Origin of the sequence: Phenylobacterium sp. Root1290, from assembly GCF_001425305.1 — a bacterium.
GTDB lineage: Bacteria > Pseudomonadota > Alphaproteobacteria > Caulobacterales > Caulobacteraceae > Phenylobacterium.
Map to the genome: position 1 here is coordinate 1 of NZ_LMEE01000007.1, position 23,326 is coordinate 23,326.

Sequence of the window (23,326 nt, forward strand, 5' to 3'; positions counted from 1 at the left end):
CAGCGTCAGGGTGATCGCAGCCGTCAGCGTCGTCTTGCCATGGTCAACGTGACCAATCGTGCCGATGTTGCAGTGCGGCTTATTGCGTTCGAACTTTTCTTTAGCCATTTCAAGCTCCAGCCCTGTTTGGGCTTGTCCTCTAAACTAGGGTTGGGGGCCCGAACGATCTCCGAGGAGATCGTTCAAACTCTTCTTGTAAGCGCTTTTCCGACGAAAAACGCTACGCGTACTTCTTGATCACTTCGTCGGCGACGTGTTGCGGCACCGGGTCGTAGTGATCGTACTGCATGGTGAACTGAGCGCGGCCCTGCGACATCCCGCGAAGGGTGTTCACATAGCCGAACATGTTCGCCAGCGGCACGAAGGCGTTGACGACGATCGCGTTGCCGCGGGTGTCCTGGCCCTGGATCATGCCACGACGACCGTTCAGGTCGCCGATGACCGAACCGAGGTACTCTTCCGGGGTCACGACCTCGACGGCCATGATCGGCTCGAGCAGCTTCGGAGCGCCCTTCTCGCGCAACTCCTTGAAGGCCGCACGGGAAGCGATTTCGAAGGCCAGCACGCTGGAGTCGACGTCGTGGTACTTGCCGTCGGTCAGGGTCGCCTTGAAGTCGATCAGCGGGAAGCCGGCCAGCAGACCGTTGTCCTTGACCGATTCCAGACCCTTCTCGACGCCCGGGATGTATTCCTTCGGCACCGCGCCACCGACGATCGCGCTTTCGAACACGAAGCCCGAACCCGGCTCGCCCGGCTCGAACGTGATCATGACGCGGGCGAACTGACCCGTACCGCCGGTCTGCTTCTTGTGGGTGTAGTCAATGTCGACCTTGCGGCCCAGGCTTTCACGATAGGCCACCTGCGGCGCGCCGATATTGGCTTCGACCTTGTAGGTCCGCTTCAGGATGTCGATCTTGATGTCCAGGTGCAGCTCGCCCATGCCCTTCAGGATCGTCTGGCCCGACTCGTGGTCGGTCGAGACGGTGAAGGACGGATCTTCGGACGCCAGCTTCGCCAGGGCGACGCCCAGCTTTTCCTGGTCGGCCTTCGACTTGGGCTCGACGGCGATCTCGATAACCGGCGCCGGGAACTCCATGCGCTCCAGGATCACCGGCGACTTGTTCGGGTCGCAGAGGGTGTCCCCGGTGCGGGTTTCCTTCAGACCGGCCAGGGCGACGATGTCGCCGGCGTAGGCTTCCTTGATGTCCTCGCGGTTGTTGGAGTGCATCAGCAGCATGCGGCCGACGCGTTCCTTCTTGTCGCGGGTGGAGTTCATCAGGCTCATGCCGGTTTCGAGCTTGCCCGAATAGATGCGGCAGAAGGTCAGCGAACCGACGAAGGGGTCGTCCATGATCTTGAACGCCAGGACCGACAGCGGCTCGTCGTCCGAAGCGCGGCGCACGACCGGCTCTTCGGTGCGGAAGTCGATGCCCGGGGTCGGCGGGATGTCCAGCGGCGACGGCAGGTAGTCGACGACGGCGTCGAGCAGCGGCTGCACGCCCTTGTTCTTGAACGCCGAGCCGCAGAGGATCGGATAGAAAGCGCCGTTCAGAACCGCCTTACGGATGCACTTCTTGATGGTCTCTTCCGAGGGCTCTTCGCCGCCCAGATAGGCTTCCATCGCATCGTCGTCGAGTTCGACAGCGTTCTCGATCAGGTACTGGCGAGCCTCGACGGCCTTGTCCATCAGGTCGGCCGGGATCTCTTCGTCACGGAAGGACGCGCCCAGACCGTCGTTGTCCCAGACCACGGCCTTCATGCGGACCAGGTCGACCAGGCCCTTCAGCGAGGACTCAGCGCCGATCGGGAATTGGATCGGCACGGCCTTGGCGCCGAGGCGGTCACGGATCGACTCGACCGACTTGTCGAAGTCGGCGCCGAGCTTGTCCATCTTGTTGACGAACACGATCCGCGGAACGTTGTACTTGTCGGCCTGACGCCAGACGGTTTCGGTCTGCGGCTCAACGCCGGCGTTGCCGTCCAGCACCGTCACGGCGCCGTCGAGCACGCGCAGCGAGCGTTCGACTTCAATGGTGAAGTCCACGTGGCCGGGGGTGTCGATGATGTTCAGGCGCTTGTCGTTCCAGAACGCCGTGGTCGCAGCGGAGGTGATCGTGATGCCACGCTCCTGCTCCTGCTCCATCCAGTCCATGGTCGCGGCGCCGTCGTGGACTTCGCCGATCTTATGGGACTTGCCGGTGTAGTAGAGGATCCGCTCCGTCGTCGTCGTCTTCCCGGCGTCGATGTGCGCCATGATGCCGAAGTTGCGGTAGTCTTCGATTTTGTGCGTGCGGGGCATAGCGGAAGCTCTGCTGAAGTTGGGCGTTCGGGTAGCTGAACGAACGGCGCGGGCGGTTTAACTCAAACCGCCCGCGCCGGAAAGCGATGGATGCCGGGTCTTACCAGCGGTAGTGCGAGAAGGCGCGGTTCGCCTCGGCCATCTTGTGCGTGTCTTCACGCTTCTTGACGGCGGTGCCACGGTTCGAGGAGGCGTCCAGCAGTTCGCCGGCCAGCTTCTCGGTCATGGTGTTCTCGCCACGCTTGCGGGCGGCGGTGACCAGCCAACGGATGGCCAGGGCCTTGCGGCGATCCGGACGGACTTCAACGGGCACCTGATAGGTGGCGCCGCCGACCCGGCGGGAGCGGACTTCGATGCCCGGCGCAACGTTTTCCAGGGCCGCGTGGAAGGTTTCCAGCGGCGTCTGGTCTTTACGCTTGGCTTCGAGGATGTCGAAAGCGCCGTACAGGATGTTTTCGGCGACGGCTTTTTTGCCTTCGTACATCACGTAGTTCATGAACTTGGTGACGGTGAGGTCGCCGAACTTGGGATCCGGCAGGACTTCTCGTTTATCGGCGCGACGGCGACGGGACATTCTTCTTATTCCTTACTTAGGACGCTTGGCGCCGTAGAGCGAACGACGCTGCTTGCGGTCCTTGACCCCTTGGGTGTCGAGCACGCCGCGCAGGATGTGATAGCGGACGCCCGGAAGGTCCTTCACCCGGCCCCCGCGGATGAGCACGACGGAGTGCTCCTGCAGGTTATGGCCTTCGCCGGGGATGTAGCACACCGCTTCGATGCCGGTGGTCAGGCGCACCTTGGCGACCTTACGAAGCGCGGAGTTCGGCTTCTTCGGGGTCGTCGTGTAGACGCGGGTGCAAACGCCACGGCGCTGGGGGCAGCCCTTCAGGGCCGGCACCTTGTTGCGCGACGGCTTGTCCTGCCGAGGCTTGCGGATGAGCTGGTTGACTGTAGGCATCTAATCTCTGCTCTGGAGGCGTGTGCCGTTTGGCCGTGGCGCCTCGATAAGGGTTCGGTTTGTCTCGGTTTTCGAAACCACCCGCTGAACGCAAAAACTCGCCGGCGCGCGATCTCCTGCGTTCCGGCGGGCCTGCCCATCCGTCGCCGGACAGCCGTTCATCGGGGCTGAGGAGAATCCCCGGCCTCGAAAGGAGCGCGGTTCATACTCGCGTAGCCACCAGTCGTCAACGCTTGTGAACAAAAGGGCTTTTCGCTCCTCGCCGCCCGCATTCCGTCACGAATTCGCCGCGCCGGAGGAAGATCAATGGCCACGGTTGCAACCCAGGAGAGCCGATGGGCTCGATGCGCCGATATAGGCTGTACGTCCTGCTCGGCGTCTCGGGTGTCGCGCATCTGGCGGCGCTCACGGTGCTAGGCCTGCAACATCCCGAGCTTCGCCTAGCGCCTGCGCCACCTGTGATGGAAGTCGAGGTCGTACCCTTCTATGCCCTTCGCCGCCCGGCGCCCGCGGCTGAGCGTCAGCCGTCCATCATTGAGCGGCCCATCAGGCCCAGGCGCACGCTGAGGCCTGACGAGACGCCCCAGGTCGCGCCGCTGGTGACGCCCAATGCGCCCGCCGCCGCGCGGGGCCCATGGGCCGTCTCTCCGGCCATGCCGGGCGTCTCTGCGCCGCCAGCAGACTTACGGCAGGCGCTGCGGAGGGGCGCGGCCGGATGCGCCAGCCCTGCCCTCCTCAGCCGCGAAGAACGTGAGGCCTGTCAGGAGCGACTGGGCGCGGGCGCGAAGGACGCTCCGTTCATCGAGCCGCCGATCGCCGCGGACAAGAAACGAGAGTTCGACAAGGCGGCGGCCCGTAATCGCGCCAAGTGGCGCGAGCGCGAAGGCCCGATGACCGCGCCGGTCCCCTCGGGGCCCAGCAGCCCGTCGCAGGCGCCCAACCCCTTCCCTGAGGTCTGGACGCCGCGTCAGTAGCCGACGTCAGTCGAAGATGTCGAAGATGTCGAAGCCCTTCTTCTTCTTTTTGTGCCGGTAGTAGTCGTCCTCGTCGTAGCGGTAGCGCTTGCGATCGGCGTCATAGGGATGACTGCGCTTCCAGGCCTCAGGATCGCGGTGGAAGCTGTCCAGTTCGCGGTCGAACCGCTCGCGGGCCTGGACCTCGCCCTGCTGGCCTTCGCGGCCGGCGCCGAGGATCTTCTCGAGTTCCCCGCGGTCGAGCCAGACCCCGCGGCAGCCTGGGCACATGTCCAGTTCGACGCCTGAACGGGCGACATTCTGCATCGAGACGTTGCAGTTGGGGCAGAGCAGAAGCGGCATGAAGGTCCTCCTTGAGCGTGACACTTAGGAAGCCGGACCGCCCACTGCGACCTGCGGGCAAAGAAAAACGGCCCGGGATCGCTCCCGGGCCGCTCTTTAGCTCTCTGACTGGAGAGCGGTCTTAGCTCTCGACCTTCTCGGCCTCCGCGTCGACCGCGATGACCTCCGGCAGCGGCTCCATCGCCTCTTCGCGGCTGGCCGCAAGGGCTTCGTCGCGCTTGGCGGCGATGCGCTGCAGGTTGCGCAGGTACGAACCGGTGCCGGCCGGGATCAGACGGCCCACGATCACGTTCTCCTTCAGGCCTTCCAGGGTGTCGCTCTTGCCCTGGACGGACGCTTCGGTGAGGACGCGGGTGGTTTCCTGGAACGACGCCGCCGAGATGAAGCTGCGGGTTTGCAACGACGCCTTGGTGATGCCGAGCAGGACCGGCTGGGTGATCGCCAGGCGACCGCCGCGGGCTTCAGCCTTGGCGTTCTCCTCGTTGATCTCCGTCATATCCAGGTGGTCGCCCTTGAGCAGGCCGGTGTCGCCCGGCTCGAGGATTTCACCCTTCTGCAGCATCTGACGGACGATCGTCTCGATGTGCTTGTCGTTAATCGGCACGCCCTGGAGGCGGTAGACCTCCTGGATCTCGTCAACCAGGAACTCGGCCAGCGCCTCGATGCCCAGGATGCGCAGGATGTCGTGCGGATCCGGGTTGCCGTCGATCAGGTACTCGCCCTTGCGGATGATGTCCCCGTCGTGGACGGCGATGTGCTTGCCCTTCGGGATCAGGAACTCGACCGGTTCGCCACCATCCTCGGGGGTGATCTTGATCCGGCGCTTGTTCTTGTAGTCCCGACCGAATTCGACACGGCCGTCCATCTCGGCGATGACCGCGCAGTCCTTCGGACGACGGGCTTCGAAGAGCTCGGCGACGCGCGGCAGACCGCCGGTGATGTCCCGGGTCTTGGCGCTTTCCGTCGAGACGCGCGCCAGGACTTCACCCGGCCGGATCTCGTCGCCGTCGCCAACCGAAAGGATGGCGCCGACCGGCAGCAGGTAACGAGCCTCACCGCCGTTGGAGATGCGCATATAGGCGCCGTCGGCTCCGATCACCGACATGGCCGGACGCAGGTCCGAACCCTTGGTCGATGCGCGCCAGTCGATGACAACGCGGTTGGAGATGCCGGTGGCTTCATCGGCTTCTTCACGGACCGAGACGTTCTCGACCAGGTCCTCGAAGCGGACCTTGCCGCCCACTTCGGAGATGATCGGGTTCGAGTAGGGGTCCCATTCGGCCAGACGCTGGCCGCGCTTGACCTTGTCGCCGTCCTTGACCTTCAGGCGCGCGCCATACGGCGGCTTGTAGGACTCGCGGTCCTTGCCATCGACCTGGACGGTGATCTGCAGGTTGCGGCTCAGCACCACGAAGTCGCCGTCCGGAGCCTGGACGGTCATGCCGCCGATGATCCGGGCCACGCCCTCGTTGCCGGTTTCGAAGAACGACTGCTCGGCCACCTGGGCGGTGCCGCCGATGTGGAAGGTCCGCATGGTCAGCTGGGTGCCGGGCTCGCCGATGGATTGGGCGGCGATGACGCCGACCGCTTCACCGATGTTGACCGGAGTACCACGGGCCAGGTCGCGGCCGTAGCAGGCGCCGCAGACGCCGACCTTGGCTTCGCAGGTCAGGACCGAGCGCACCTTCACCGACTGGACGCCGGCGGCGTCCACCAGGTCGCACATGTTCTCGTCGAAGTACGAGTCGGCCGGGGCGATGACCTCGCCGGTGCCCGGATCCTTCACGTCCTCGGCCGAGAAGCGGCCCAGGATGCGCAGGCCCAGCGAGACCAGGACGTCGCCGCCCTCGACGACGGCGCGCAGGGTGATGCCCCGCGTGGTGCCGCAGTCTTCCTCGTTGATGATGCAGTCCTGCGCCACGTCGACCAGACGACGCGTCAGATAGCCGGAGTTGGCGGTCTTCAGCGCGGTGTCGGCCAGGCCCTTACGAGCGCCGTGGGTGGAGTTGAAGTACTCCTGGACGGACAGGCCTTCCTTGAAGTTCGAGATGATCGGCGTCTCGATGATCTCGCCGGACGGCTTGGCCATCAGGCCGCGCATCCCGCCGAGTTGCTTCATCTGGGCCTGCGAACCGCGGGCGCCGGAGTTGGCCATCATGAAGATCGAGTTGATCTCCTTTTCGCGGCCGGTCTCGTCCTTCTCGGCGGTCGAGATTTCCAACATCATTTCGTCGGCGACGCGGTCGGTGGCCTTGGCCCACGCGTCAACGACCTTGTTGTACTTCTCGCCCTTGGTGATCAGGCCGTCGGCGTACTGCTGCTCGTACTCTTCGACCAGCTTGCGGGTCTGCTCGACGATCGGCTTCTTCCGCTCGGGGATGATGATGTCATCCTTGCCGAAGGAGATGCCGGCTTTCGCTGCTTCCTTGAAGCCCAGCGCCATGATCTGGTCGGCGAAGATGACCGTCGCCTTCTGACCGCAGTGGCGGTAGACGGTGTCGATCAGGTTGCCGATTTCCTTCTTGGTCAGGTTCTTCTCAAGAAGACGATGGCCGACCGCCGGGTGGTGCGGGAACAGCGCCGAGATCTTCATCCGACCCGGCGTCGTATCGATCACCTTGCGGACCAGAACGCCTTCGGCGTTCATTTCCGAGTGGCGGGCTTTGATCTTGGTGTGCAGCGTCACGACCTTGGCGTCGAGCGCCGCGTCGATCTCACCGAGGTCGGCGAACAGCTTGCCCTCGCCCGGTTCCTTATCCTTGGCCAGCGACAGGTAGTAGAGGCCCAGGACGATGTCCTGCGACGGCACGATGATCGGACGACCGTTCGCGGGCGACAGGATGTTGTTCGTCGACATCATCAGCACGCGCGCTTCCAGCTGGGCTTCCAGCGAGAGCGGGACGTGGACGGCCATCTGGTCGCCGTCGAAGTCGGCGTTGAAGGCGGCGCAGACCAGCGGGTGAAGCTGGATGGCCTTACCCTCGATCAGCTTGGGCTCGAACGCCTGGATGCCCAGACGGTGAAGCGTCGGCGCGCGGTTCAGCAGAACCGGGTGCTCGCGGATGACCTCGTCCAGGATGTCCCAGACCGCCGGCTGCTCGCGCTCGACCATGCGCTTGGACTGCTTGACGGTGCCCGACAGGCCCTTGGCGTCCAGGCGCGCATAGATGAACGGCTTGAACAGCTCGAGCGCCATCTTCTTCGGCAGGCCGCACTCGTGCAGCTTCAGCTCCGGACCGACGACGATGACCGAACGGCCCGAATAGTCGACGCGCTTGCCGAGCAGGTTCTGACGGAAGCGGCCTTGCTTGCCCTTCAGCATGTCGGCCAGCGACTTCAGCGGACGCTTGTTGGCGCCCGTGATCACGCGGCCGCGGCGGCCGTTGTCGAACAGGGCGTCCACGGCTTCCTGCAGCATCCGCTTTTCGTTGCGGATGATGATGTCCGGGGCGCGCAGCTCGATGAGGCGCTTCAGACGGTTGTTCCGGTTGATGACCCGGCGATAGAGGTCGTTCAGATCGGAGGTCGCGAAACGACCGCCGTCCAGCGGCACCAGCGGGCGCAGTTCCGGCGGGATCACCGGCACGACCGACAGGATCATCCACTCGGCCTTGTTGCCGCTCTCGATGAAGCTCTCGATGAGCTTCAGACGCTTGGACGTCTTCTTGAGCTTCATTTCCGAGGTGATGGTGAGGAGTTCCTCACGCAGGCGGTCGGCTTCCTTCGGAAGGTCGATCGCCTTGAGCAGGCCCTGGACCGCTTCGGCGCCGATCTCGGCGGTGAAGCTGTCGTCGCCGTACTCTTCCTGAGCGCGCATGTAGTCGTCTTCCGACAGCAGCTGGTGCTGCTTCAGAGGCGTCAGGCCCGGCTCGGTGACGATGTAGTATTCGAAGTAGAGGACGCGTTCGATGTCCTTCAGCGCCATGTCGAGCATCATCGAGATGCGGCTCGGCAGCGACTTCAGGAACCAGATGTGGGCGACCGGCGAGGCCAGTTCGATATGGCCCATCCGCTCGCGACGGACGCGCGCCAGGGTGACCTCGACGCCGCACTTCTCGCAGATGATGCCCTTGTACTTCATGCGCTTGTACTTGCCGCACAGGCATTCGTAGTCCTTGGTCGGGCCAAAGATACGGGCGCAGAACAGGCCATCGCGTTCCGGCTTAAAGGTCCGGTAGTTGATGGTCTCGGGCTTCTTGATCTCGCCGAACGACCACGAGCGGATCTTTTCCGGCGAGGCCAGGGCGATACGGATACGGTCGAAGGTCGGAGCGGCCTGGACCGGATTGAAGATATTCAGGACTTCCTGGTTCATCGATTTTCCAGTTCGTCAGTATTTCGAAAGGCGATGGAGAGGAGCTGACGGCCCCTCCCCCCGCACAAGCGGCGAAGTCGAAGCGCGGCCTTAGCCGTTCTCCAGCTCCACATTCAGACCCAGCGAGCGCATTTCCTTCACGAGCACGTTGAAGCTCTCGGGGATGCCGGCTTCGAAGGTGTCGTCGCCGCGGACGATGGACTCGTAGACCTTGGTCCGGCCGGCCACGTCGTCGGACTTCACCGTCAGCATTTCCTGCAGGGTGTAGGCCGCGCCGTAGGCTTCCAGAGCCCACACTTCCATTTCCCCGAAGCGCTGACCGCCGAACTGCGCCTTACCGCCCAGCGGCTGCTGGGTGACGAGCGAGTACGGGCCGATCGAACGGGCGTGGATCTTGTCGTCGACCAGGTGGTGCAGCTTCAGCATGTAGATGTAGCCGACCGTGACCGGACGCTTGAACTGCTCGCCGGTCTGGCCGTCGTACAGGATCGATTGACCCGAACGCGCCAGGCCCGCCGATTCCAGCAGGTTCTCGATGTCGTCGATGTGGGCGCCGTCGAAGACCGGGGTCGCATAGGGCACGCCCTTCGACAGGTTCTTCGCCAGTTCGATCAAGTCTTCGGTCGTATCGGGAAGCTCCTGATCCGGACCGTAGATCTGACGCAGGTGATCAATCAGGGCCTGCTTCTGGCCGCCGTTCTGCCAGGCTTCCAGCAGGTCGGCGATCTGTTTGCCGAGGCCCGCAGCCGCCCAACCGAGGTGGGTTTCGAAGATCTGGCCGACGTTCATCCGCGATGGCACGCCCAGCGGGTTCAGCACGATGTCCACGTGCTGGCCGCTTTCCAGGTACGGCATGTCCTCGATCGGCAGGATCTTGGAGATGACGCCCTTGTTGCCGTGACGGCCGGCCATCTTGTCCCCGGGCTGAAGCTTGCGCTTCACGGCCACGAAGACCTTGACCATCTTCATCACGCCCGGAGGCAGTTCGTCGCCGCGCTGCAGCTTGTCGACCTTGTCCTCAAAACGACGGTCGAGGCGCTTGCGGGCCTCGTCGAACTGACGGCGCATGGCCTCCAGCTCGCCCATCGCCTTTTCGTCGTCCATGGCGATCTGCCACCACAGACCCGGCGCGATCTCTTCCAGCTTCTCGGTCGTGATCTCGCCGCGGCCCAGGCCCTTCGGACCCGAGACGGCGGTCTTGCCGATCAGCAGTTCGCGCAGGCGGACGGTCATGTTGCGGTTCAGGATCGCGAACTCGTCGTCGCGGTCCTTGCCCAGGCGGTCGATCTCGGCGCGCTCGATGGCCATCGCGCGCTCGTCCTTGTCCACACCGTGACGGTTGAAGACGCGGACTTCCACGATCGTGCCGGCCACGCCCGGCGGCAGGCGCAGGGACGTGTCGCGCACGTCCGAAGCCTTTTCGCCGAAGATGGCGCGCAGCAGCTTTTCTTCCGGCGTCATCGGGCTTTCGCCCTTCGGCGTCACCTTGCCGACCAGGATGTCGCCCGGCTGGACTTCGGCGCCGATCGCCACGATGCCCGCTTCGTCGAGGTTGCGCAGGGCTTCCTCGCCGACGTTCGGGATGTCGCGGGTGATTTCTTCCGGACCCAGCTTGGTGTCGCGGGCCATCACCTCGAACTCCTCGAGGTGGATCGAGGTGAAGATGTCGTCGCGCACGATGCGCTCGGAGATCAGGATCGAGTCCTCGAAGTTGTAGCCGTTCCACGGCATGAACGCGACGAGGGTGTTGCGGCCCAGGGCCAGTTCGCCCAGCTCGGTCGAGGGACCGTCGGCGATGACGTCGCCCGAAGCCACCTTGTCGCCCACGCGGACCAGCGGACGCTGGTTGATGCAGGTCGAGGTGTTCGAACGCTGGAACTTCTGCAGACGGTAGATGTCGACGCCAGCCTTGGTCGGGTCGGTCTCTTCCGTGGCGCGGATGACGATCCGGGTGCCGTCGATCTGCTCGACCACGCCGGCGCGGCGGGCGACCACGACAGCGCCGGAGTCGACGGCCACGATCGCTTCCATGCCGGTGCCGACCAGCGGCGCATCCGATTGGATGAGCGGCACGGCCTGCTTCTGCATGTTCGAGCCCATGAGCGCGCGGTTGGCGTCATCGTTCTCGAGGAAGGGGATCAGCGAAGCGGCGACCGAGACGACCTGCTTCGGCGACACGTCCATCAGGTCGACGGTGTCCTTCGGCAGCAGCGAAGGTTCGCCGTTGATCCGGCCGGGGACCAGGTCCTCGACGATCTCGCCCTTGTCCAACTTGATGTTGGCCTGGGCGATGACGTGCTTGGCCTCTTCCATCGCCGACATGTAGACGACTTCGTCGGTCGTCTTGCCGTCCTTGATGCGCCGGTAGGGGCTCTCGATGAAGCCGTACTTGTTGACCACGGCGTGCGTGGCCAGCGAGTTGATCAGGCCGATGTTCGGGCCTTCCGGCGTTTCAATCGGGCAGATCCGGCCGTAGTGGGTCGGGTGCACGTCGCGGACTTCAAAGCCGGCGCGCTCGCGGGTCAGACCGCCCGGGCCAAGCGCCGAGAGACGGCGCTTGTGGGTGATTTCCGACAGCGGGTTGGTCTGGTCCATGAACTGCGAGAGCTGCGAGGATCCGAAGAACTCGCGGACGGCGGCGGCCGCCGGCTTCGCATTGATCAGGTCGTGCGGCATGACCGTGTCGATATCGACCGAGCTCATGCGTTCCTTGATGGCGCGCTCCATGCGGAGCAGGCCGACGCGGTACTGGTTTTCAAGCAGCTCGCCGACCGAACGCACCCGGCGGTTGCCGAGGTTGTCGATGTCGTCGATTTCGCCCTTGCCGTCGCGCAGGCCCACCAGGGTCTGCAGAACCGCCAGCACGTCTTCCTTGCGCAGGATGCGCACGTCGTCGGGGCAATCCAGCTCCAGACGCATGTTCATCTTTACGCGGCCGACCGACGAGAGGTCGTAGCGCTCGCCGTCGAAGAACAGCGACTTGAACATCGCCTCGGCGGCTTCCACCGTCGGCGGCTCGCCCGGACGCATGACGCGGTAGATGTCGAACAGCGCGTCTTCACGGCTGTTGTTCTTGTCCACGCGCAGGGTGTTGCGGATATAGGCGCCGACCGTGGCTTCATCGACGTCGAGGATGTCGAGCTTGTCGAAGCCTTGCTCTTCCAGGGCGGCGAGAAGCGCCGCGTCCAGTTCGTCGCCGGCTTCGGCGTAGATTTCGCCGGTCTCGAAGTTGACCAGGTCGCCGGCCAGGTAGCGGCCGAACAGCGCCTCGGGGGCCAGCAGCAGGGTCTTCAGACCCGCGTCGGCGAACTTCTTGGCGTTACGGGCGGAGATCTTCTGGCCGGCCGGAGCCACTTCTTCGCCGGTTTCGGCGTCGATCAGGGCGTAGTCCGGCTTGGCCCCGCGCCAGCGCTCGGCCTTGTAAGGCGCGGTCCAGCCGGCGGCGCCCTTCTTCGGATCCGTGCGCTTTTCGTAGGTCACGGTGTCATAGAAGGTGGAGAGGATCTCCTCCCCGTCCATGCCCAGGCCCATCAGGAAAGTGGTCGCCGGCAGCTTACGGCGGCGGTCGATACGGACGTAGACGATGTCCTTGGCGTCGAACTCGAAGTCGAGCCACGAACCGCGGTACGGGATCACGCGGGCGGCGAACAGCAGCTTGCCCGACGCGTGGGTCTTGCCCTTGTCGTGGTCGAAGAACACGCCCGGCGAACGGTGCATCTGCGAGACGATGACCCGCTGCGTGCCGTTGACGATGAAGGTGCCCTTCTCGGTCATGAGCGGGATATCGCCCATGTAGACGTCCTGCTCCTTGATGTCCTTCACGGAGCGGGCGCCGGTCTCTTCATCGGTTTCGAACACGATGAGGCGCAGCTTAACCTTCAGCGGCGCGGCGTAGGTCATGTCGCGCTGGACGCATTCCTCGACGTCGTACTTCGGCTCTTCGAACTCGTACGAGACGTATTCCAGCACGGCGCGTTCGTTGAAGTCCTTGATCGGGAAGACCGACCGGAAGACAGCCTCGACGCCCTCTTCGCGGCGTTCGCCGGCGCGAGTCTCACGTTGCAGGAACTGTTCGTAGGAGGAGCGCTGAACCTCGATGAGGTTCGGCATTTGCACGGCTTCGGGGATGCGGCCGAAAGACTTCCGGATCCGCTTCTTTCCAGTGAAGGATTGCGCCATTTTGTTCCCTTGAGCGACGCCCGGAACGGTTTCCGTGCGCCAGGTCGTGTTGTCCTGCGTCCACCCTCGAACGCCCTTGCGGGCGCCGGACGCTGGAAGCCCCTGTTTCGCCAGGGGCGCTCCCTCGCATGGCCGGAGGGCGGCGGGCCATGCCTCGGAGCGTGCGCGCTTGAAAAGTCGCCTGAGCGACGAATCCGAAATTTCGCGAAGAGAGCCAGATAGGCGTTTTATGCGGCGAAGGGAACCCCCTTTCCACATGAAAATGGAACGGCGTGGGCAATCGACTCCACGCCGCTCCATCTTGGTCGGACCCGGGTGTCTCCCGGGGACATCCTTCGATCTCTCGTTAGCTGCGTGACGTCAACCGGCGAGCCGCTCCGCCGGTTCCAATTCACCGACTGATCCACAGAAAAGGGCGCCCGCCGCCTTCGCCTTGGGCAGCCGGAGCGCGAGAACTGTCAGCAGCCGCCTCAGACGGATGCTAACATTCTGTTTTTGCTTGCCATTATTCAAATCAGCCGGAAGCTTCACAGCAGCTGGACGCACGCTCACGCGTTCTACATGCAAGGAGGCGACACATGGTTGTCAGCGCCGACTTCCAACGGCAGCTCGAAGGATATGGCCTGACCACGGCGGAAATCCTCTATCGGATGCCCGACCACCCCGCCCTGCTCCAGAGCTACCTCTGGCAGGAGTACGACCTCTACCCCCGGTTCCCCAACCTGCACCGGTTCCTGGACTTCTGGAGCCATCGCCTCGACGGCGTGTTGCACACCATCACCGTCGCCCACCGCGACCTGATCCGCCCGGCCGAGTTCCGCATCGCCCGCGACATCTGCAAGCTGCACTAGGCGCACATAGAAAACGGGCCCGGAGGTTTCCCTCCGGGCCCGTTCGAAAGACGCAGAAGCTGCGCCGTCCAGCTTACTTCACTTGGACGGTGGCGCCGGCTTCTTCGAGCTTCTTCTTCACTTCTTCAGCGACTTGCTTCGAGACGTTCTCGACGACGTTCTGCGGAGCGCCTTCGACCAGGTCCTTGGCTTCCTTCAGGCCGAGGTCCGGACGGACGCCGCGGACTTCCTTGATCACGTTGATCTTCTTGTCGCCGCCGGCGGTCAGAACAACGGTGAACTCGGTTTGCTCTTCGGCGGCTTCGGCCGGAGCAGCGGCGCCACCAACGGCGGCGACGGCGACCGGAGCGGCGGCCGAGACGCCCCACTTGTCTTCCAGCAGCTTCGAGAGTTCAGCGGCTTCCAGAACGGTCAGGGCCGACAGTTCTTCGACGATCTTTTCAAGCTTCGACATAGTTTAGGTCCTTACGGAAATAGAGAGGTTGTGTTCGGGAATGACGATCAGGCGGCGTCTTTGGCGGCATAAGCGCCCATGACGCGAGCCAGCTGACCAGCCGGAGCCTGCAGAACGCCGGCGACCTTGGTGGCCGGGGCTTGCAGAAGGCCGATGATCTTGCCGCGGAGCTGGTCCAGCGAAGGCAGGGTCGCCAGGGCGGCGACGGCCTTTTGGTCCAGAACCTCGGTCCCCATGAAGCCGCCGACGATGGAGAACTTGTCGTTCCCCTTGGCGAATTCAGCAGTGACCTTGGCGGCGGTGACGGGGTCCGGCGCATAGGCGATGGCGACCGGGCCGGTGAACAGGGCGTCGCCCGCTTCACCGATCGAGCCGTCCAGAGCCTTTTGAGCCAGGGTGTTCTTCACCACCTTCAGCGCGGCGCCTTCCTTGCGGAGACGCAGGCGAAGATCAGTCATTTCCGCAACGGTCAGACCCAGGTTGTGGGTCACGACCACGGCGCCGGCGTCGGCGAAGACGCCCTTAAGCGTCTCGATAGACTCCTGCTTTTGAGCGCGGTCCATTGCGGTCTCCATACTCAGATAGATCGCCGGACGATTCCGACGACCGCAGCAGAACGACCCATGCGAAGGCACGAACCCGCGCGCGGATCGTTTAGGCCTGTCCTTTTCGGGAGAAGTCGCAGGTCACGCGCCCATCGAAGCCGATGGCCGGCGGAACCTCATCTTCCCGTCTCCCTATGGCCGAGGAAGGGCTCTTCCTCGTGTCACGGTCCCAGGCGGCCCCTGGGTCCCCACAGTTCTTGGACAGGATGGAAGGGCGAACCCTTCCGTCCACGCCGCCCCTTGCGAGACGACGAAACTCTAGAAGGCGCGGCTCTTACACGTAGTTGATCAGATAGGCAATCGCCTCGACGTCGGGCGATCGACGGCTCAGCCAACTCGCGGGCGCGTGGCGATCACCGCCGTGGTCAGCATGACCGCATAGGCCCACAGGACGAACGCGCCGAACAGCGGCGCGTGGTCGGGGGGAAAGTTCGGCAGCACGTGCGTGAAGAACACCGTCACGGCGGCGTCCAGGACCATCTGCGGCGCCACGAACGACACCAGCGCGGCCAAGCGATGGCGCTGATCGATCTTGCGCAGGAAGAGCAGCGTGGCGACCACCAGTCCCGTAGCCGAGATCAATCCGGTGATCAGCAGCGTCCAGGCCGGCCGGTCGACCCAGGCGCTGGGCAGCAGCCGCAAAACCAGGGTGGAGACCGCCCAGACGAATGTCCCGCGCGCGGCGAACCAGAGATAGAGGTGCAGCGCGCCCTTGCTCTGCGCCTGCGCCGCGTCCTCGGTCGCCAGTCCCGCCAACTCGACCTTCTCCATCGCGGTCGCCCTCTCGCGTTCCGGCCGAGCTTAGCCCGCCCGCGAACGAAAGGAAGGGCTCAGCCCGTCCACTGCGCTGCGCGCTTGTCCATCCAGGCCTTAACTCCCTCCTTGTAGTCGGGGTCCTTGATCATCGCCTCAAGCAGCCGTTCGGCCTCCGTCACCGCCGCCGCGGCGTCGCGATGCAGGTCGCGATAGATCTGGCGCTTGGTCTCCCGAGCCGAGCCGGGCGCGACGTTCCGGGCCAGGGTGCGGGCATAGTCCATCACCGCCGGCATCAGGGCCTCTGGCTCCGTCAGCCGGTTCAGGAACCCCATGGCCGCCGCCTCGTCCGACGTGAAGGTCCGGCTGGACAGCAGGATGTCGTTGGCGTGGGTCAGGCCGACGATCCTCGGCAGCACCCAGGAGAGGCCGAACTCGGCCGGGAAGTTGAAACGCCCGTGCGCCGCGGTGAACTTCACGTTCCTGGCGGCAAAGCGCAGATCGGCAAAGGCCGCCAGCACCAGTCCGACCCCGGCGGCCGCGCCGTTGATCGCGGCGATGATCGGCTTGCCCACCCCAAAGTGATAGGCGAACGCCGCATCGAAGTTCGGATCGACGCCGAAGCCAGGCCGGGCGATGTCGTCGCTCGTCCCGGGATCGTAGCGCCCTTTGTCCGAGTGCCCCTCCAGCGCGCCCAGGTCGGCGCCGGCGCAGAAGGCCTGCCCTTCCGGATCGCCGGTGACGACGATCACCCGCACGGCCTTGTCGGCGTCTGCCTCGCGCAGCAGCCAGCGGTACTCGGTGTGCATTCGCCCGGTCCAGGCGTTGCGGCGCTTGGGCCGGCTGAGGGTGATCACCGCCACGCCGTCGCTCACCTCGTACCTGGTGGTCTTCAGCTCCATGCCCGGCCTCCTGACGCCTGGCCCATAGAAGCCCGTTCTCAGGCAAAGAAAAAGGGAGCGGTCTTGCGACCGCTCCCCTTCGAACTCTTCCGAGATCGATTGGCGTTAGACGCCGATCGAACCGGTATCCACCTTGAAGCCCGGGCCCATCGTCGACGACAGGCTGATCTTCTTGATGTAGGTGCCCTTGGCGCCCGACGGCTTGGCCTTGTTCAGCGCGTCCACGAGAGCGCGGACGTTGATGAGCAGGGCTTCTTCCGAGAACGAGGCCTTACCGATGCCGGCGTGAATGATGCCGGTCTTTTCGGTGCGGAACTCGATGGCGCCGCCCTTGGCGTCCTTCACGGCTTGGCCGACGTTCGGGGTCACGGTGCCGACGCGCGGGTTCGGCATCAGGCCGCGCGGGCCGAGCACCTTACCCAGACGGCCGACGAGGGCCATCATGTCCGGCGTCGCGATGACGCGGTCGAAGTCCATGAAGCCGCCTTGGATGCGTTCCACCAGCTCTTCGGCGCCGACGATGTCGGCCCCGGCGGCGGTGGCTTCGGCAGCCTTGGCGTCCTTGGCGATGACGGCGACGCGGACGTCGCGGCCGGTGCCCGAGGGCAGGCTCACCACGCCGCGGACCTGTTGGTCGGCGTGACGCGGGTCAACGCCCAGATTGACGGCGATTTCGATCGACTCGTCGAACTTGGCCGTGGCGTTGGCCTTGACCAGGGCGACGGCGGCTTCGACGGCGTGGGCGGCGTTACGGTCGCCGGTCCAGGCTTGGATGCGCTTGGGTTGCTTAGCCATGTGCTTAGGCCTCCACGATTTCGAGGCCCATCGAGCGCGCGGAGCCCTCGATGATCTTGGCGGCGGCTTCAACGTCGTTCGCGTTGAGGTCCTTCATCTTCTTCTCGGCGATTTCACGCAGCTGGCTGCGCGAGATCTTGCCGGCGTTCTCACGGCCCGGAGCCTTCGAACCCGACTTCAGGCCCAGGGCCTGCTTGATGAAGTGGGTGGCCGGCGGGGTCTTCGTGACGAAGGTGAAGGACTTGTCCTGGTAGACCGTGATCACGGTCGGCAGGGGGGTGCCCTTGGCTTCCTTCTCGGTGCGCGCGTTGAACTCTTTGCAGAAGCCCATGATGTTGACGCCGCGCTGACCCAGCGCCGGGCCGATCGGCGGCGACGGGGTGGCGGAGCCCGCGGGCACCTGCAGCTTGATATAGCCCAGAATCTTCTTGGCCATTGTTTCTCCTCGTGACCGGAAGCCGGTCGGTTGAGCCGTGGTGCGGGGTTAGGTGGCCCTCCCCTCCCACGGATTTGATGCGCATGCGCGCAGACCGGACGACGAGTCGCCGACCGGAAGGGCGCGCTCATAGCAGGCTAGGACGTGCCCCGCAACGCCCAGCGCCGGAATGGAAAAGGGCGACGCCCGAAAGCGCCGCCCCTGAATTCCTGAACCGTCGTCGGCTCGCGTCGGCGTCAGACGTTCTTTTCGACCTGGCCATACTCGAGCTCGACCGGCGTGGCGCGGCCGAAGATCGACACGGTGACGCGCAGACGGGCGCGCTCCTCGTCGACATGCTCGACCGAGCCGTTGAAGCTTGCGAACGGGCCGTCGGTGACGCGGACCTGCTCACCGATCTCGAAGGAGATGGTCGGCTTGGGCCGCTCAACGCCCTCTTCGATGGCGCCGATGATGCGGGCGACTTCCTTTTCGGACACCGGCATGGGCTTGGAACCCGAGCCGAGGAAGCCGGTCACCTTCGGGGTGTTCTTGATGAGGTGGTAGGCCTCATCGGTGAGCTCCATCTTCACCAGCACGTAGCCGGGGAAGAACTTGCGCTCGGCGTTGACCTTGCGGCCGCGGCGGATCTCGACGACGTCTTCGGTCGGAACCAGGATGTCGGAGAAGTTCTCCTCCAGGCCCTGGCTCTTGGCCTGTTCACGGATCGACTCGGCCACCTTCTTCTCGAAATTCGAGTAGGCGTGGACGATGTACCACTTGTGGCGCGGGTTCGGCGCGATCGGGGCTTCGGCGTTCATATCTCTCATCAACCCCCGTTCGCGAGCTTGAGCACGAGATTCATGCTCGCACCCAGTCCCAGATCGACCACCGCCAGGAAGGCGCAGGCGATCACAACCATGATCCCGACCATCACCGAGGTGATCCAGGTCTCTTTGCGGGTGGTCCACGTGATCTTGCGGGCTTCAGCGCGAACTTCCCGGGCGAACTGCGCCGGGCTGGTGCGCTTCTTCTTGGCCGGCGCGTCCTTCGCCAGGGCCGAGGCAGGGGCGATCGCCGCAGCCGTCTTGCTGGCGCGGTTCTTCATCGCTTGCGGGGATGAACCCGGTTTCCTGGCCATCAGGCTCTTACGACTCTCTATCAGTTGGGCGGCGGACGTTCCGCGCCCGGCATACTCATATAGTGAATGGCAGGAGTGGAGGGACTCGAACCCACGACTTTCGGTTTTGGAGACCGACGCTCTACCAGCTGAGCTACACTCCTACACGGCCTGACCTGACCGTCACAGCCTGCCCTTACTCCGCTTTTCTCGAACCGGAAACCGTTCCGAGCAATGGGTTGGCGAACCGTGGTCTGAGCACCGTTCGTGCCGCCCCTGGCGGTGTAAAATGACAAACTCCAACGATGTCGGGTAGGACGGAGGCGTATGACGCAAACCGGTTTCCATTTCAAGCCTCTTCGGCGCGCGATCGCTGGCGAGGCGGCGGGCGAATGGATCGCTCCGGCGAGCCTGGCGTTCTTCTCGGACAAGGAGCGCACATGCCCGATCCCCGCCAAGACAGCACCGACGCCGCGCGCAACCGCGACGAAGACCTGAAGCCGGGCAGTCCGCCCCGGCCTGCGACCGAGCCGAAGGGCTCGGAAGGCTCGGCGCGCAATTCCAAGACCCTGACCGATCCGGCGACCGGCGAACCCCAGCCTCGCGCGCCGAAACCCAATTAGGACGCCGGCGGCGCCCCAGCGCATTCCAGGCCGAGGTACTCGACCTCGACGTCGCTCATCTTCACGCCGCACGCCGTGACCTCTCCGGCGGCGCGCCCCGTCACCGAGATCCCGACCTTGCGGGACAGATCCACCGCAGGATTGGCCGTGGCCAGGTCATAGACCTTGCCGCCGGACTTGATGGTGACGCAGCCCGTCGTCGGCCCGGCGACGGGGCATCCGACAGCCGTGATCGACTCTCCCTGCGGCGCGGCCGAAGCCTGGGCCTGACCGCCGCCCTGCCCGCTGCAGGCCCCGCACAAAGTGACCGCCAAGGCGATCGCCGACGCACTCCCAAAGGTTACGCGCATGCTGTTTCCGTCCCTCCCGCACACGACACGTCCTTTTCGGACAAACTTGACTGTGCGCCTGGGACATTCGAGCGGCAAATCAAGAATTTGACGCGTGCGTCAAATCCGGAATCGGCGGCTAACTTATTGATTCTAAGACCAGCTCGCCGGGATCAGCGCTTGCCGCCGTCCAGCTCGAAGCTGCGCTCGATCGTGCTGATCCGGTCCTCGACAAGGTTCATCCGCTTCATCGCCAGGTGCGCAGCCCACAGCCCCGCGCGCGCCGCCCGCGGGGTGCGCCGCATGTTCGCCACGGGCAGCTTCCAGCGCCGCAGCAGCCCGCTGGCGTAGTGAGCGCCGTTGGTGATCCGCGTGTCCCAGGTCTGGTAGTCGACCGAGAGCGACACATTGAACACGCCCAGGTTTTCAATCCTGTGCGGCGCGTGCAGGGGCCAGGTGACGGCCATGCCGGGATCGAGGTCGAACACCTGGGCGTTGGCGTCCCATTCGCGCCGATACGGCAGATCCTCGGTGGTCTGCTTGAGCATGATGTCCTCCATGCCCTGCTGAGGCATGTGGGTCTCGTCGCTCGGATAGATCCAGATGCGCTTGCGGCCACGGATGTGGAACAGGCACACCCCAGGCGCATCGGCGTGGAACGGCACTTTGGCCTGGGGCGCCGACATGATCAGCTGTCCCGTCAGTTGCACGGGTCGAAAGCCCGGAGCCTGAGCGGAGATGTCAGCGAACGTCGCGCGGATCGCTTCGCCGAGTTCTTCATAGTGGGTCTCGACGCCGCGCAGTTGAACCCACACCCGGCCCTGCTTCACGCCCTCCAGCACCTCGGCGCCCGGCAACCGCCCGCGCACGCCGGTCTGCATCCGCATCTGTCCGTCGGCGTCGAAGTCGAACAGGTTGATGTCGAACAGATCGGCCGGATAGCGGTCCAGCACCTGGGCCAGGCGGTCGTCGTCGAACAGGCCCGTCTGCGCCAGCCGATGCTCGAAGGTCATCGGGACATGGGCGAAGTCAGCTTTCTGTCGCGCGCTCCAGGCGGCGACCAGCGGCGTGTCGATGCTCATCTGAGAAGTCCCTTTCTACTCGGCCAGCAGGCTGACTAGGCTCGCGCCCAGGCCGAGGCCGACGCCCACACCTATCGAGGCGCCCGGGCGCCGGGCGGCGATGGCGGTGAGGCTGCGCGATGCGGCCGTGACCTGGCCGTCCAGGCGCGGCTCACAGGCGGTGATCCGATCCCAGCGGCGATCGACGCGCTGCCCCGCCTCGCTCAGCGCCTGGCGAAGCCTGGGGGAGCCGGCCAGTGCGAAATCGGCGGTCCGCCGCGCAGCCTCGACCAGCCCGCCGTGCGTGACGTCGCCCTCGAATACATGCGCGGCCGGATCGGCGAAGTCGCGCTTGTAGGTCTCGCCGGCCGGCCCGAAGTCGACGACCGACACCCCCTTTTCGGCCGCGACGCGCAAGGTCTCGAGCGTCGCCAGTGATCCGGGAGAATATCTAGCAAATTCCGTATCGTAGACCGGAAACCAGAGGTGATAGGCGTCACCCGACAACAGGCCCGCCTCGGCCGCGATCAGCCGCCCTCCGGCGCGCAGCGTGGCGAAACGCATGCCGAAGTCCGCATCGCGCCGATCCATCAGCCCGCGCAGGAAGCGCTGCACCCATGGGCTGGCGAAGATGTCGTGCTGCCCCGTCCGCTGCATCTGCTGGCGCTTGAGGCGCAGGATGAAATCCATCGCTTCGCCAGGCTCGGCGGAGAACTCGAACTCGACCGCACCATGGTCCTCGGCCAGCCGCCGCGCCCTGCGCCGCTTGTCCTTGAGGAAGTCTTTCCCGCGCCGCTCAAGATAGGCGTCCACGCCACGCGACAGATCGGCGACCATCGCGATCCGGGTCGCCGCGGCGCCGTCCAGCCCCTGCCCGCCCGCCAGACCGCTGAAGCGAAACCTGCTGGCCCCGAGCGCAGCCATGACGATGCGCAGATCGATGTGCGCCTCGGGCCGCGCCAGAACGCCGTGATAGTCGGTCAGCGGCGCGGCGATCGGCTGGATCAGCCGCCCTCTGCGCTGGAAGGGCAGGAATCCCTCCACGCGGCCCCCACGCGAAATCACGGCGATCTCGGCGCCGGGGGCGGCCTCCCCCGCGACAAGGGCGTAGCGGAGATCGAAATAGGGACTGCGGAAGATCTGGTCGGTGGTGCGAAGCTGGTTCCACTGGGCGCGCGCGGCCGAATCCAGCTGCGCTGGCTTCAGCGTTTCGATCGCCAGTCGCGCGCTCATCTCGCAGCCGCTCCGCCCCAGCGCCGTCTGCGCCCCCTTAGGTTGCGAAGACTAAACTGCGAGCGGTAAACAACGCGTTCTATGCTGACGTTTCGCCGTAGTGTCTAATGTTGGCGGGCGTAGTGCGCCGTTGGGGTCAGCTTGGGAAGACCGACGATGAAGTCATGGTTCGCAGTCGCGGCTGTCGCCGCGCTGTTCAGCGTTCCGGCGCAAGCGCAGCAGCCGCAGGATCAGCGGTGGGGCGGCGGTGGGGGCTGGGCCCCTCCGGGCAGCTATCAGCAGTCCTGCCGCGACATCCGGGTCAATGGCGACACCCTGACGGCCAGTTGCCAGGACAGCCGCGGCCGCTGGACCTACAGCACGCTGCGCTATCGCGATTGCCGCGGCGACGTGGCCAACAGCAACGGTCGCCTCTCCTGCTCGTGGGACAACGGCGGCGGTGGCGGCGGCGGCTGGGGCCAGTTGCCGTCCGGCAGCTATCAGCAGAGCTGTCGCGACGCCCGCGTCAGCGGCGGCACGCTGACCGCAAGCTGTCAGGATGCGCGCGGCCGCTGGAACTACAGCACTCTGAACTTCCGCGACTGCCGCGGCGACATCGGCAACGACAACGGCCGTCTGGTCTGCCGCTGGAGCGGCGGCGGCGGCGGTGGCGGCGGCCCCAATCCGCCGTGGGGCGGCGGCCAGAGCACGCTGATGCTCTTCTCTTCACCGGACTTCGGCGGCCAGGCCTACCAGGCCAATCGCGAGGTCACCAACCTGCCCAGGCAGTTCAATGACAAGGCCATGAGCCTGCGCATCCAGGGCCGCGGCGCCTGGCAGATCTGCAGCGACAGCGACTTCCGCGGCCGCTGCCAGATCTTCGATCGCGACGTCTCCGACCTGCGCCAGTACGGCCTGGGCGAAGCGGTCACCTCGATGCGGCCAGTGAGCGGCCGCCCCTACTGACCTAGGGCGACAACACCGAAAACGAGGCCGCCGGGATCGCTCCCGGCGGCCTTTCTTATGTCCGCGACCCGCCCATCAAAAAGGCCGCCGAGGTTTCCCTCGGCGGCCTGATTGTCTTGGTGGTGGTGAGATCGACTATTCGACGATCTTGGCCACGACGCCGGCGCCGACGG

22 protein-coding genes and 1 tRNA gene are annotated in these 23,326 nt (G+C 65.1%); 4 read left to right on the forward strand and 19 right to left on the reverse strand.

What is annotated here, in order from left to right:
• The 4 genes from ASC79_RS20940 to rpsL all read right to left on the reverse strand — a co-directional run.
• A partial coding sequence (locus tag ASC79_RS20940) for a GTP-binding protein (RefSeq protein ID WP_156378288.1) occupies positions 1–108 on the reverse strand: 108 nt, incomplete at its 3' end.
• 112 nt (positions 109–220) lie between these two features.
• Positions 221–2,299: an elongation factor G gene (fusA, locus tag ASC79_RS20510; protein ID WP_056018022.1), complete on the reverse strand. Its 2,079-nt coding sequence runs from the start codon at positions 2,297–2,299 to the stop codon at positions 221–223.
• A gap of 100 nt (positions 2,300–2,399) precedes the next feature.
• Positions 2,400–2,873, reverse strand: coding sequence for a 30S ribosomal protein S7 (gene rpsG, locus ASC79_RS20515; RefSeq protein ID WP_056018024.1), 474 nt, complete (start codon positions 2,871–2,873; stop codon positions 2,400–2,402).
• Between the two features lie 12 nt (positions 2,874–2,885).
• Positions 2,886–3,257, reverse strand: a complete 372-nt coding sequence (gene rpsL / locus ASC79_RS20520; RefSeq protein ID WP_056018026.1) for a 30S ribosomal protein S12 — start codon at positions 3,255–3,257, stop codon at positions 2,886–2,888.
• A gap of 344 nt (positions 3,258–3,601) precedes the next feature.
• Between rpsL and ASC79_RS20525 the strand changes: the two genes are divergently transcribed.
• Positions 3,602–4,231: a hypothetical protein gene (locus ASC79_RS20525; RefSeq protein ID WP_156378289.1), complete on the forward strand. Its 630-nt coding sequence runs from the start codon at positions 3,602–3,604 to the stop codon at positions 4,229–4,231.
• A gap of 6 nt (positions 4,232–4,237) precedes the next feature.
• On the opposite strand, the gene ASC79_RS20530 is transcribed toward ASC79_RS20525, so the two are convergent.
• The 3 genes from ASC79_RS20530 to rpoB form a co-directional block, all read right to left on the reverse strand.
• Positions 4,238–4,573: a zf-TFIIB domain-containing protein gene (locus tag ASC79_RS20530; RefSeq protein ID WP_056018031.1), complete on the reverse strand. Its 336-nt coding sequence runs from the start codon at positions 4,571–4,573 to the stop codon at positions 4,238–4,240.
• Between the two features lie 121 nt (positions 4,574–4,694).
• Positions 4,695–8,888 carry a DNA-directed RNA polymerase subunit beta' gene (gene rpoC, locus ASC79_RS20535; RefSeq protein WP_056018033.1) on the reverse strand — a complete coding sequence of 1,398 codons (4,194 nt, stop codon included), beginning with the start codon at positions 8,886–8,888 and terminating at the stop codon, positions 4,695–4,697.
• A 90-nt stretch (positions 8,889–8,978) separates the two neighbouring features.
• Positions 8,979–13,067, reverse strand: coding sequence for a DNA-directed RNA polymerase subunit beta (gene rpoB / locus ASC79_RS20540; RefSeq protein WP_056018035.1), 4,089 nt, complete (start codon positions 13,065–13,067; stop codon positions 8,979–8,981).
• Between the two features lie 578 nt (positions 13,068–13,645).
• On the opposite strand from rpoB, the gene ASC79_RS20545 reads away from it, so the two are divergent.
• On the forward strand, positions 13,646–13,918 hold the full coding sequence (locus tag ASC79_RS20545; protein ID WP_056018037.1) for an usg protein: 273 nt from the start codon (positions 13,646–13,648) through the stop codon (positions 13,916–13,918).
• Between the two features lie 73 nt (positions 13,919–13,991).
• On the opposite strand, the gene rplL is transcribed toward ASC79_RS20545, so the two are convergent.
• From rplL to ASC79_RS20590, 9 genes are all read right to left on the reverse strand, one after another.
• Complete coding sequence (rplL, locus tag ASC79_RS20550; protein ID WP_056018039.1) at positions 13,992–14,372, reverse strand: 50S ribosomal protein L7/L12; 381 nt, start codon at positions 14,370–14,372, stop codon at positions 13,992–13,994.
• Between the two features lie 47 nt (positions 14,373–14,419).
• Entirely contained in the window at positions 14,420–14,935 is a 516-nt protein-coding gene (gene rplJ / locus ASC79_RS20555) for a 50S ribosomal protein L10 (protein ID WP_056018041.1), read from the reverse strand.
• 369 nt (positions 14,936–15,304) lie between these two features.
• On the reverse strand, positions 15,305–15,748 hold the full coding sequence (locus tag ASC79_RS20560; protein ID WP_056018043.1) for a DUF5367 family protein: 444 nt from the start codon (positions 15,746–15,748) through the stop codon (positions 15,305–15,307).
• A 59-nt stretch (positions 15,749–15,807) separates the two neighbouring features.
• Positions 15,808–16,632, reverse strand: a complete 825-nt coding sequence (locus tag ASC79_RS20565) for an enoyl-CoA hydratase-related protein (protein WP_056018045.1) — start codon at positions 16,630–16,632, stop codon at positions 15,808–15,810.
• 105 nt (positions 16,633–16,737) lie between these two features.
• The gene (gene rplA, locus ASC79_RS20570; RefSeq protein ID WP_056018047.1) at positions 16,738–17,427 is read right to left on the reverse strand and encodes a 50S ribosomal protein L1; all 690 of its coding nucleotides are present in this window, start codon (positions 17,425–17,427) and stop codon (positions 16,738–16,740) included.
• A 4-nt stretch (positions 17,428–17,431) separates the two neighbouring features.
• The gene (gene rplK / locus ASC79_RS20575) at positions 17,432–17,863 is read right to left on the reverse strand and encodes a 50S ribosomal protein L11 (protein WP_056018049.1); all 432 of its coding nucleotides are present in this window, start codon (positions 17,861–17,863) and stop codon (positions 17,432–17,434) included.
• A 236-nt stretch (positions 17,864–18,099) separates the two neighbouring features.
• Positions 18,100–18,663 carry a transcription termination/antitermination protein NusG gene (gene nusG / locus ASC79_RS20580; protein WP_056018051.1) on the reverse strand — a complete coding sequence of 188 codons (564 nt, stop codon included), beginning with the start codon at positions 18,661–18,663 and terminating at the stop codon, positions 18,100–18,102.
• An 8-nt stretch (positions 18,664–18,671) separates the two neighbouring features.
• On the reverse strand, positions 18,672–18,983 hold the full coding sequence (secE, locus tag ASC79_RS20585; RefSeq protein ID WP_056018053.1) for a preprotein translocase subunit SecE: 312 nt from the start codon (positions 18,981–18,983) through the stop codon (positions 18,672–18,674).
• 67 nt (positions 18,984–19,050) lie between these two features.
• Positions 19,051–19,126 (reverse strand) — tRNA-Trp (locus tag ASC79_RS20590).
• Between the two features lie 276 nt (positions 19,127–19,402).
• Between ASC79_RS20590 and ASC79_RS20595 the strand changes: the two genes are divergently transcribed.
• On the forward strand, positions 19,403–19,585 hold the full coding sequence (locus ASC79_RS20595) for a hypothetical protein (RefSeq protein ID WP_056018054.1): 183 nt from the start codon (positions 19,403–19,405) through the stop codon (positions 19,583–19,585).
• Here ASC79_RS20595 and ASC79_RS20600 read toward each other — a convergent pair.
• The 3 genes from ASC79_RS20600 to ASC79_RS20610 form a co-directional block, all read right to left on the reverse strand.
• Positions 19,582–19,935 carry a hypothetical protein gene (locus tag ASC79_RS20600; RefSeq protein ID WP_156378290.1) on the reverse strand — a complete coding sequence of 118 codons (354 nt, stop codon included), beginning with the start codon at positions 19,933–19,935 and terminating at the stop codon, positions 19,582–19,584. The two genes, ASC79_RS20595 and ASC79_RS20600, sit on opposite strands and share 4 nt — an antisense overlap.
• Before the next feature lie 152 nt (positions 19,936–20,087).
• Entirely contained in the window at positions 20,088–20,996 is a 909-nt protein-coding gene (locus ASC79_RS20605) for a transcriptional regulator (RefSeq protein ID WP_156378291.1), read from the reverse strand.
• Positions 20,997–21,011: 15 nt separating this feature from the next.
• Entirely contained in the window at positions 21,012–22,208 is a 1,197-nt protein-coding gene (locus ASC79_RS20610; protein WP_056018057.1) for a GNAT family N-acetyltransferase, read from the reverse strand.
• Positions 22,209–22,364: 156 nt separating this feature from the next.
• Here ASC79_RS20610 and ASC79_RS20615 point away from each other — a divergent pair, with 156 nt between their 5' ends.
• Complete coding sequence (locus tag ASC79_RS20615; RefSeq protein ID WP_056018059.1) at positions 22,365–23,153, forward strand: CVNH domain-containing protein; 789 nt, start codon at positions 22,365–22,367, stop codon at positions 23,151–23,153.
• Positions 23,154–23,326: the final 173 nt, after the last annotated feature.

Bases quoted from the DNA above. Each gene is read 5' to 3' on its own strand.
- fusA (WP_056018022.1), bottom strand. From the start codon at position 2,299: ATGCCCCGCACGCACAAAATCGAAGACTACCGCAACTTCGGCATCATG.
- rpsG (WP_056018024.1), bottom strand. From the start codon at position 2,873: ATGTCCCGTCGCCGTCGCGCCGATAAACGAGAAGTCCTGCCGGATCCC.
- rpsL (WP_056018026.1), bottom strand. From the start codon at position 3,257: ATGCCTACAGTCAACCAGCTCATCCGCAAGCCTCGGCAGGACAAGCCG.
- ASC79_RS20525 (WP_156378289.1), top strand. From the start codon at position 3,602: ATGCGCCGATATAGGCTGTACGTCCTGCTCGGCGTCTCGGGTGTCGCG.
- ASC79_RS20530 (WP_056018031.1), bottom strand. From the start codon at position 4,573: ATGCCGCTTCTGCTCTGCCCCAACTGCAACGTCTCGATGCAGAATGTC.
- rpoC (WP_056018033.1), bottom strand. From the start codon at position 8,888: ATGAACCAGGAAGTCCTGAATATCTTCAATCCGGTCCAGGCCGCTCCG.
- rpoB (WP_056018035.1), bottom strand. From the start codon at position 13,067: ATGGCGCAATCCTTCACTGGAAAGAAGCGGATCCGGAAGTCTTTCGGC.
- ASC79_RS20545 (WP_056018037.1), top strand. From the start codon at position 13,646: ATGGTTGTCAGCGCCGACTTCCAACGGCAGCTCGAAGGATATGGCCTG.
- rplL (WP_056018039.1), bottom strand. From the start codon at position 14,372: ATGTCGAAGCTTGAAAAGATCGTCGAAGAACTGTCGGCCCTGACCGTT.
- rplJ (WP_056018041.1), bottom strand. From the start codon at position 14,935: ATGGACCGCGCTCAAAAGCAGGAGTCTATCGAGACGCTTAAGGGCGTC.
- ASC79_RS20560 (WP_056018043.1), bottom strand. From the start codon at position 15,748: ATGGAGAAGGTCGAGTTGGCGGGACTGGCGACCGAGGACGCGGCGCAG.
- ASC79_RS20565 (WP_056018045.1), bottom strand. From the start codon at position 16,632: ATGGAGCTGAAGACCACCAGGTACGAGGTGAGCGACGGCGTGGCGGTG.
- rplA (WP_056018047.1), bottom strand. From the start codon at position 17,427: ATGGCTAAGCAACCCAAGCGCATCCAAGCCTGGACCGGCGACCGTAAC.
- rplK (WP_056018049.1), bottom strand. From the start codon at position 17,863: ATGGCCAAGAAGATTCTGGGCTATATCAAGCTGCAGGTGCCCGCGGGC.
- nusG (WP_056018051.1), bottom strand. From the start codon at position 18,663: ATGAACGCCGAAGCCCCGATCGCGCCGAACCCGCGCCACAAGTGGTAC.
- secE (WP_056018053.1), bottom strand. From the start codon at position 18,983: ATGGCCAGGAAACCGGGTTCATCCCCGCAAGCGATGAAGAACCGCGCC.
- ASC79_RS20595 (WP_056018054.1), top strand. From the start codon at position 19,403: ATGCCCGATCCCCGCCAAGACAGCACCGACGCCGCGCGCAACCGCGAC.
- ASC79_RS20600 (WP_156378290.1), bottom strand. From the start codon at position 19,935: ATGCGCGTAACCTTTGGGAGTGCGTCGGCGATCGCCTTGGCGGTCACT.
- ASC79_RS20605 (WP_156378291.1), bottom strand. From the start codon at position 20,996: ATGAGCATCGACACGCCGCTGGTCGCCGCCTGGAGCGCGCGACAGAAA.
- ASC79_RS20610 (WP_056018057.1), bottom strand. From the start codon at position 22,208: ATGAGCGCGCGACTGGCGATCGAAACGCTGAAGCCAGCGCAGCTGGAT.
- ASC79_RS20615 (WP_056018059.1), top strand. From the start codon at position 22,365: ATGAAGTCATGGTTCGCAGTCGCGGCTGTCGCCGCGCTGTTCAGCGTT.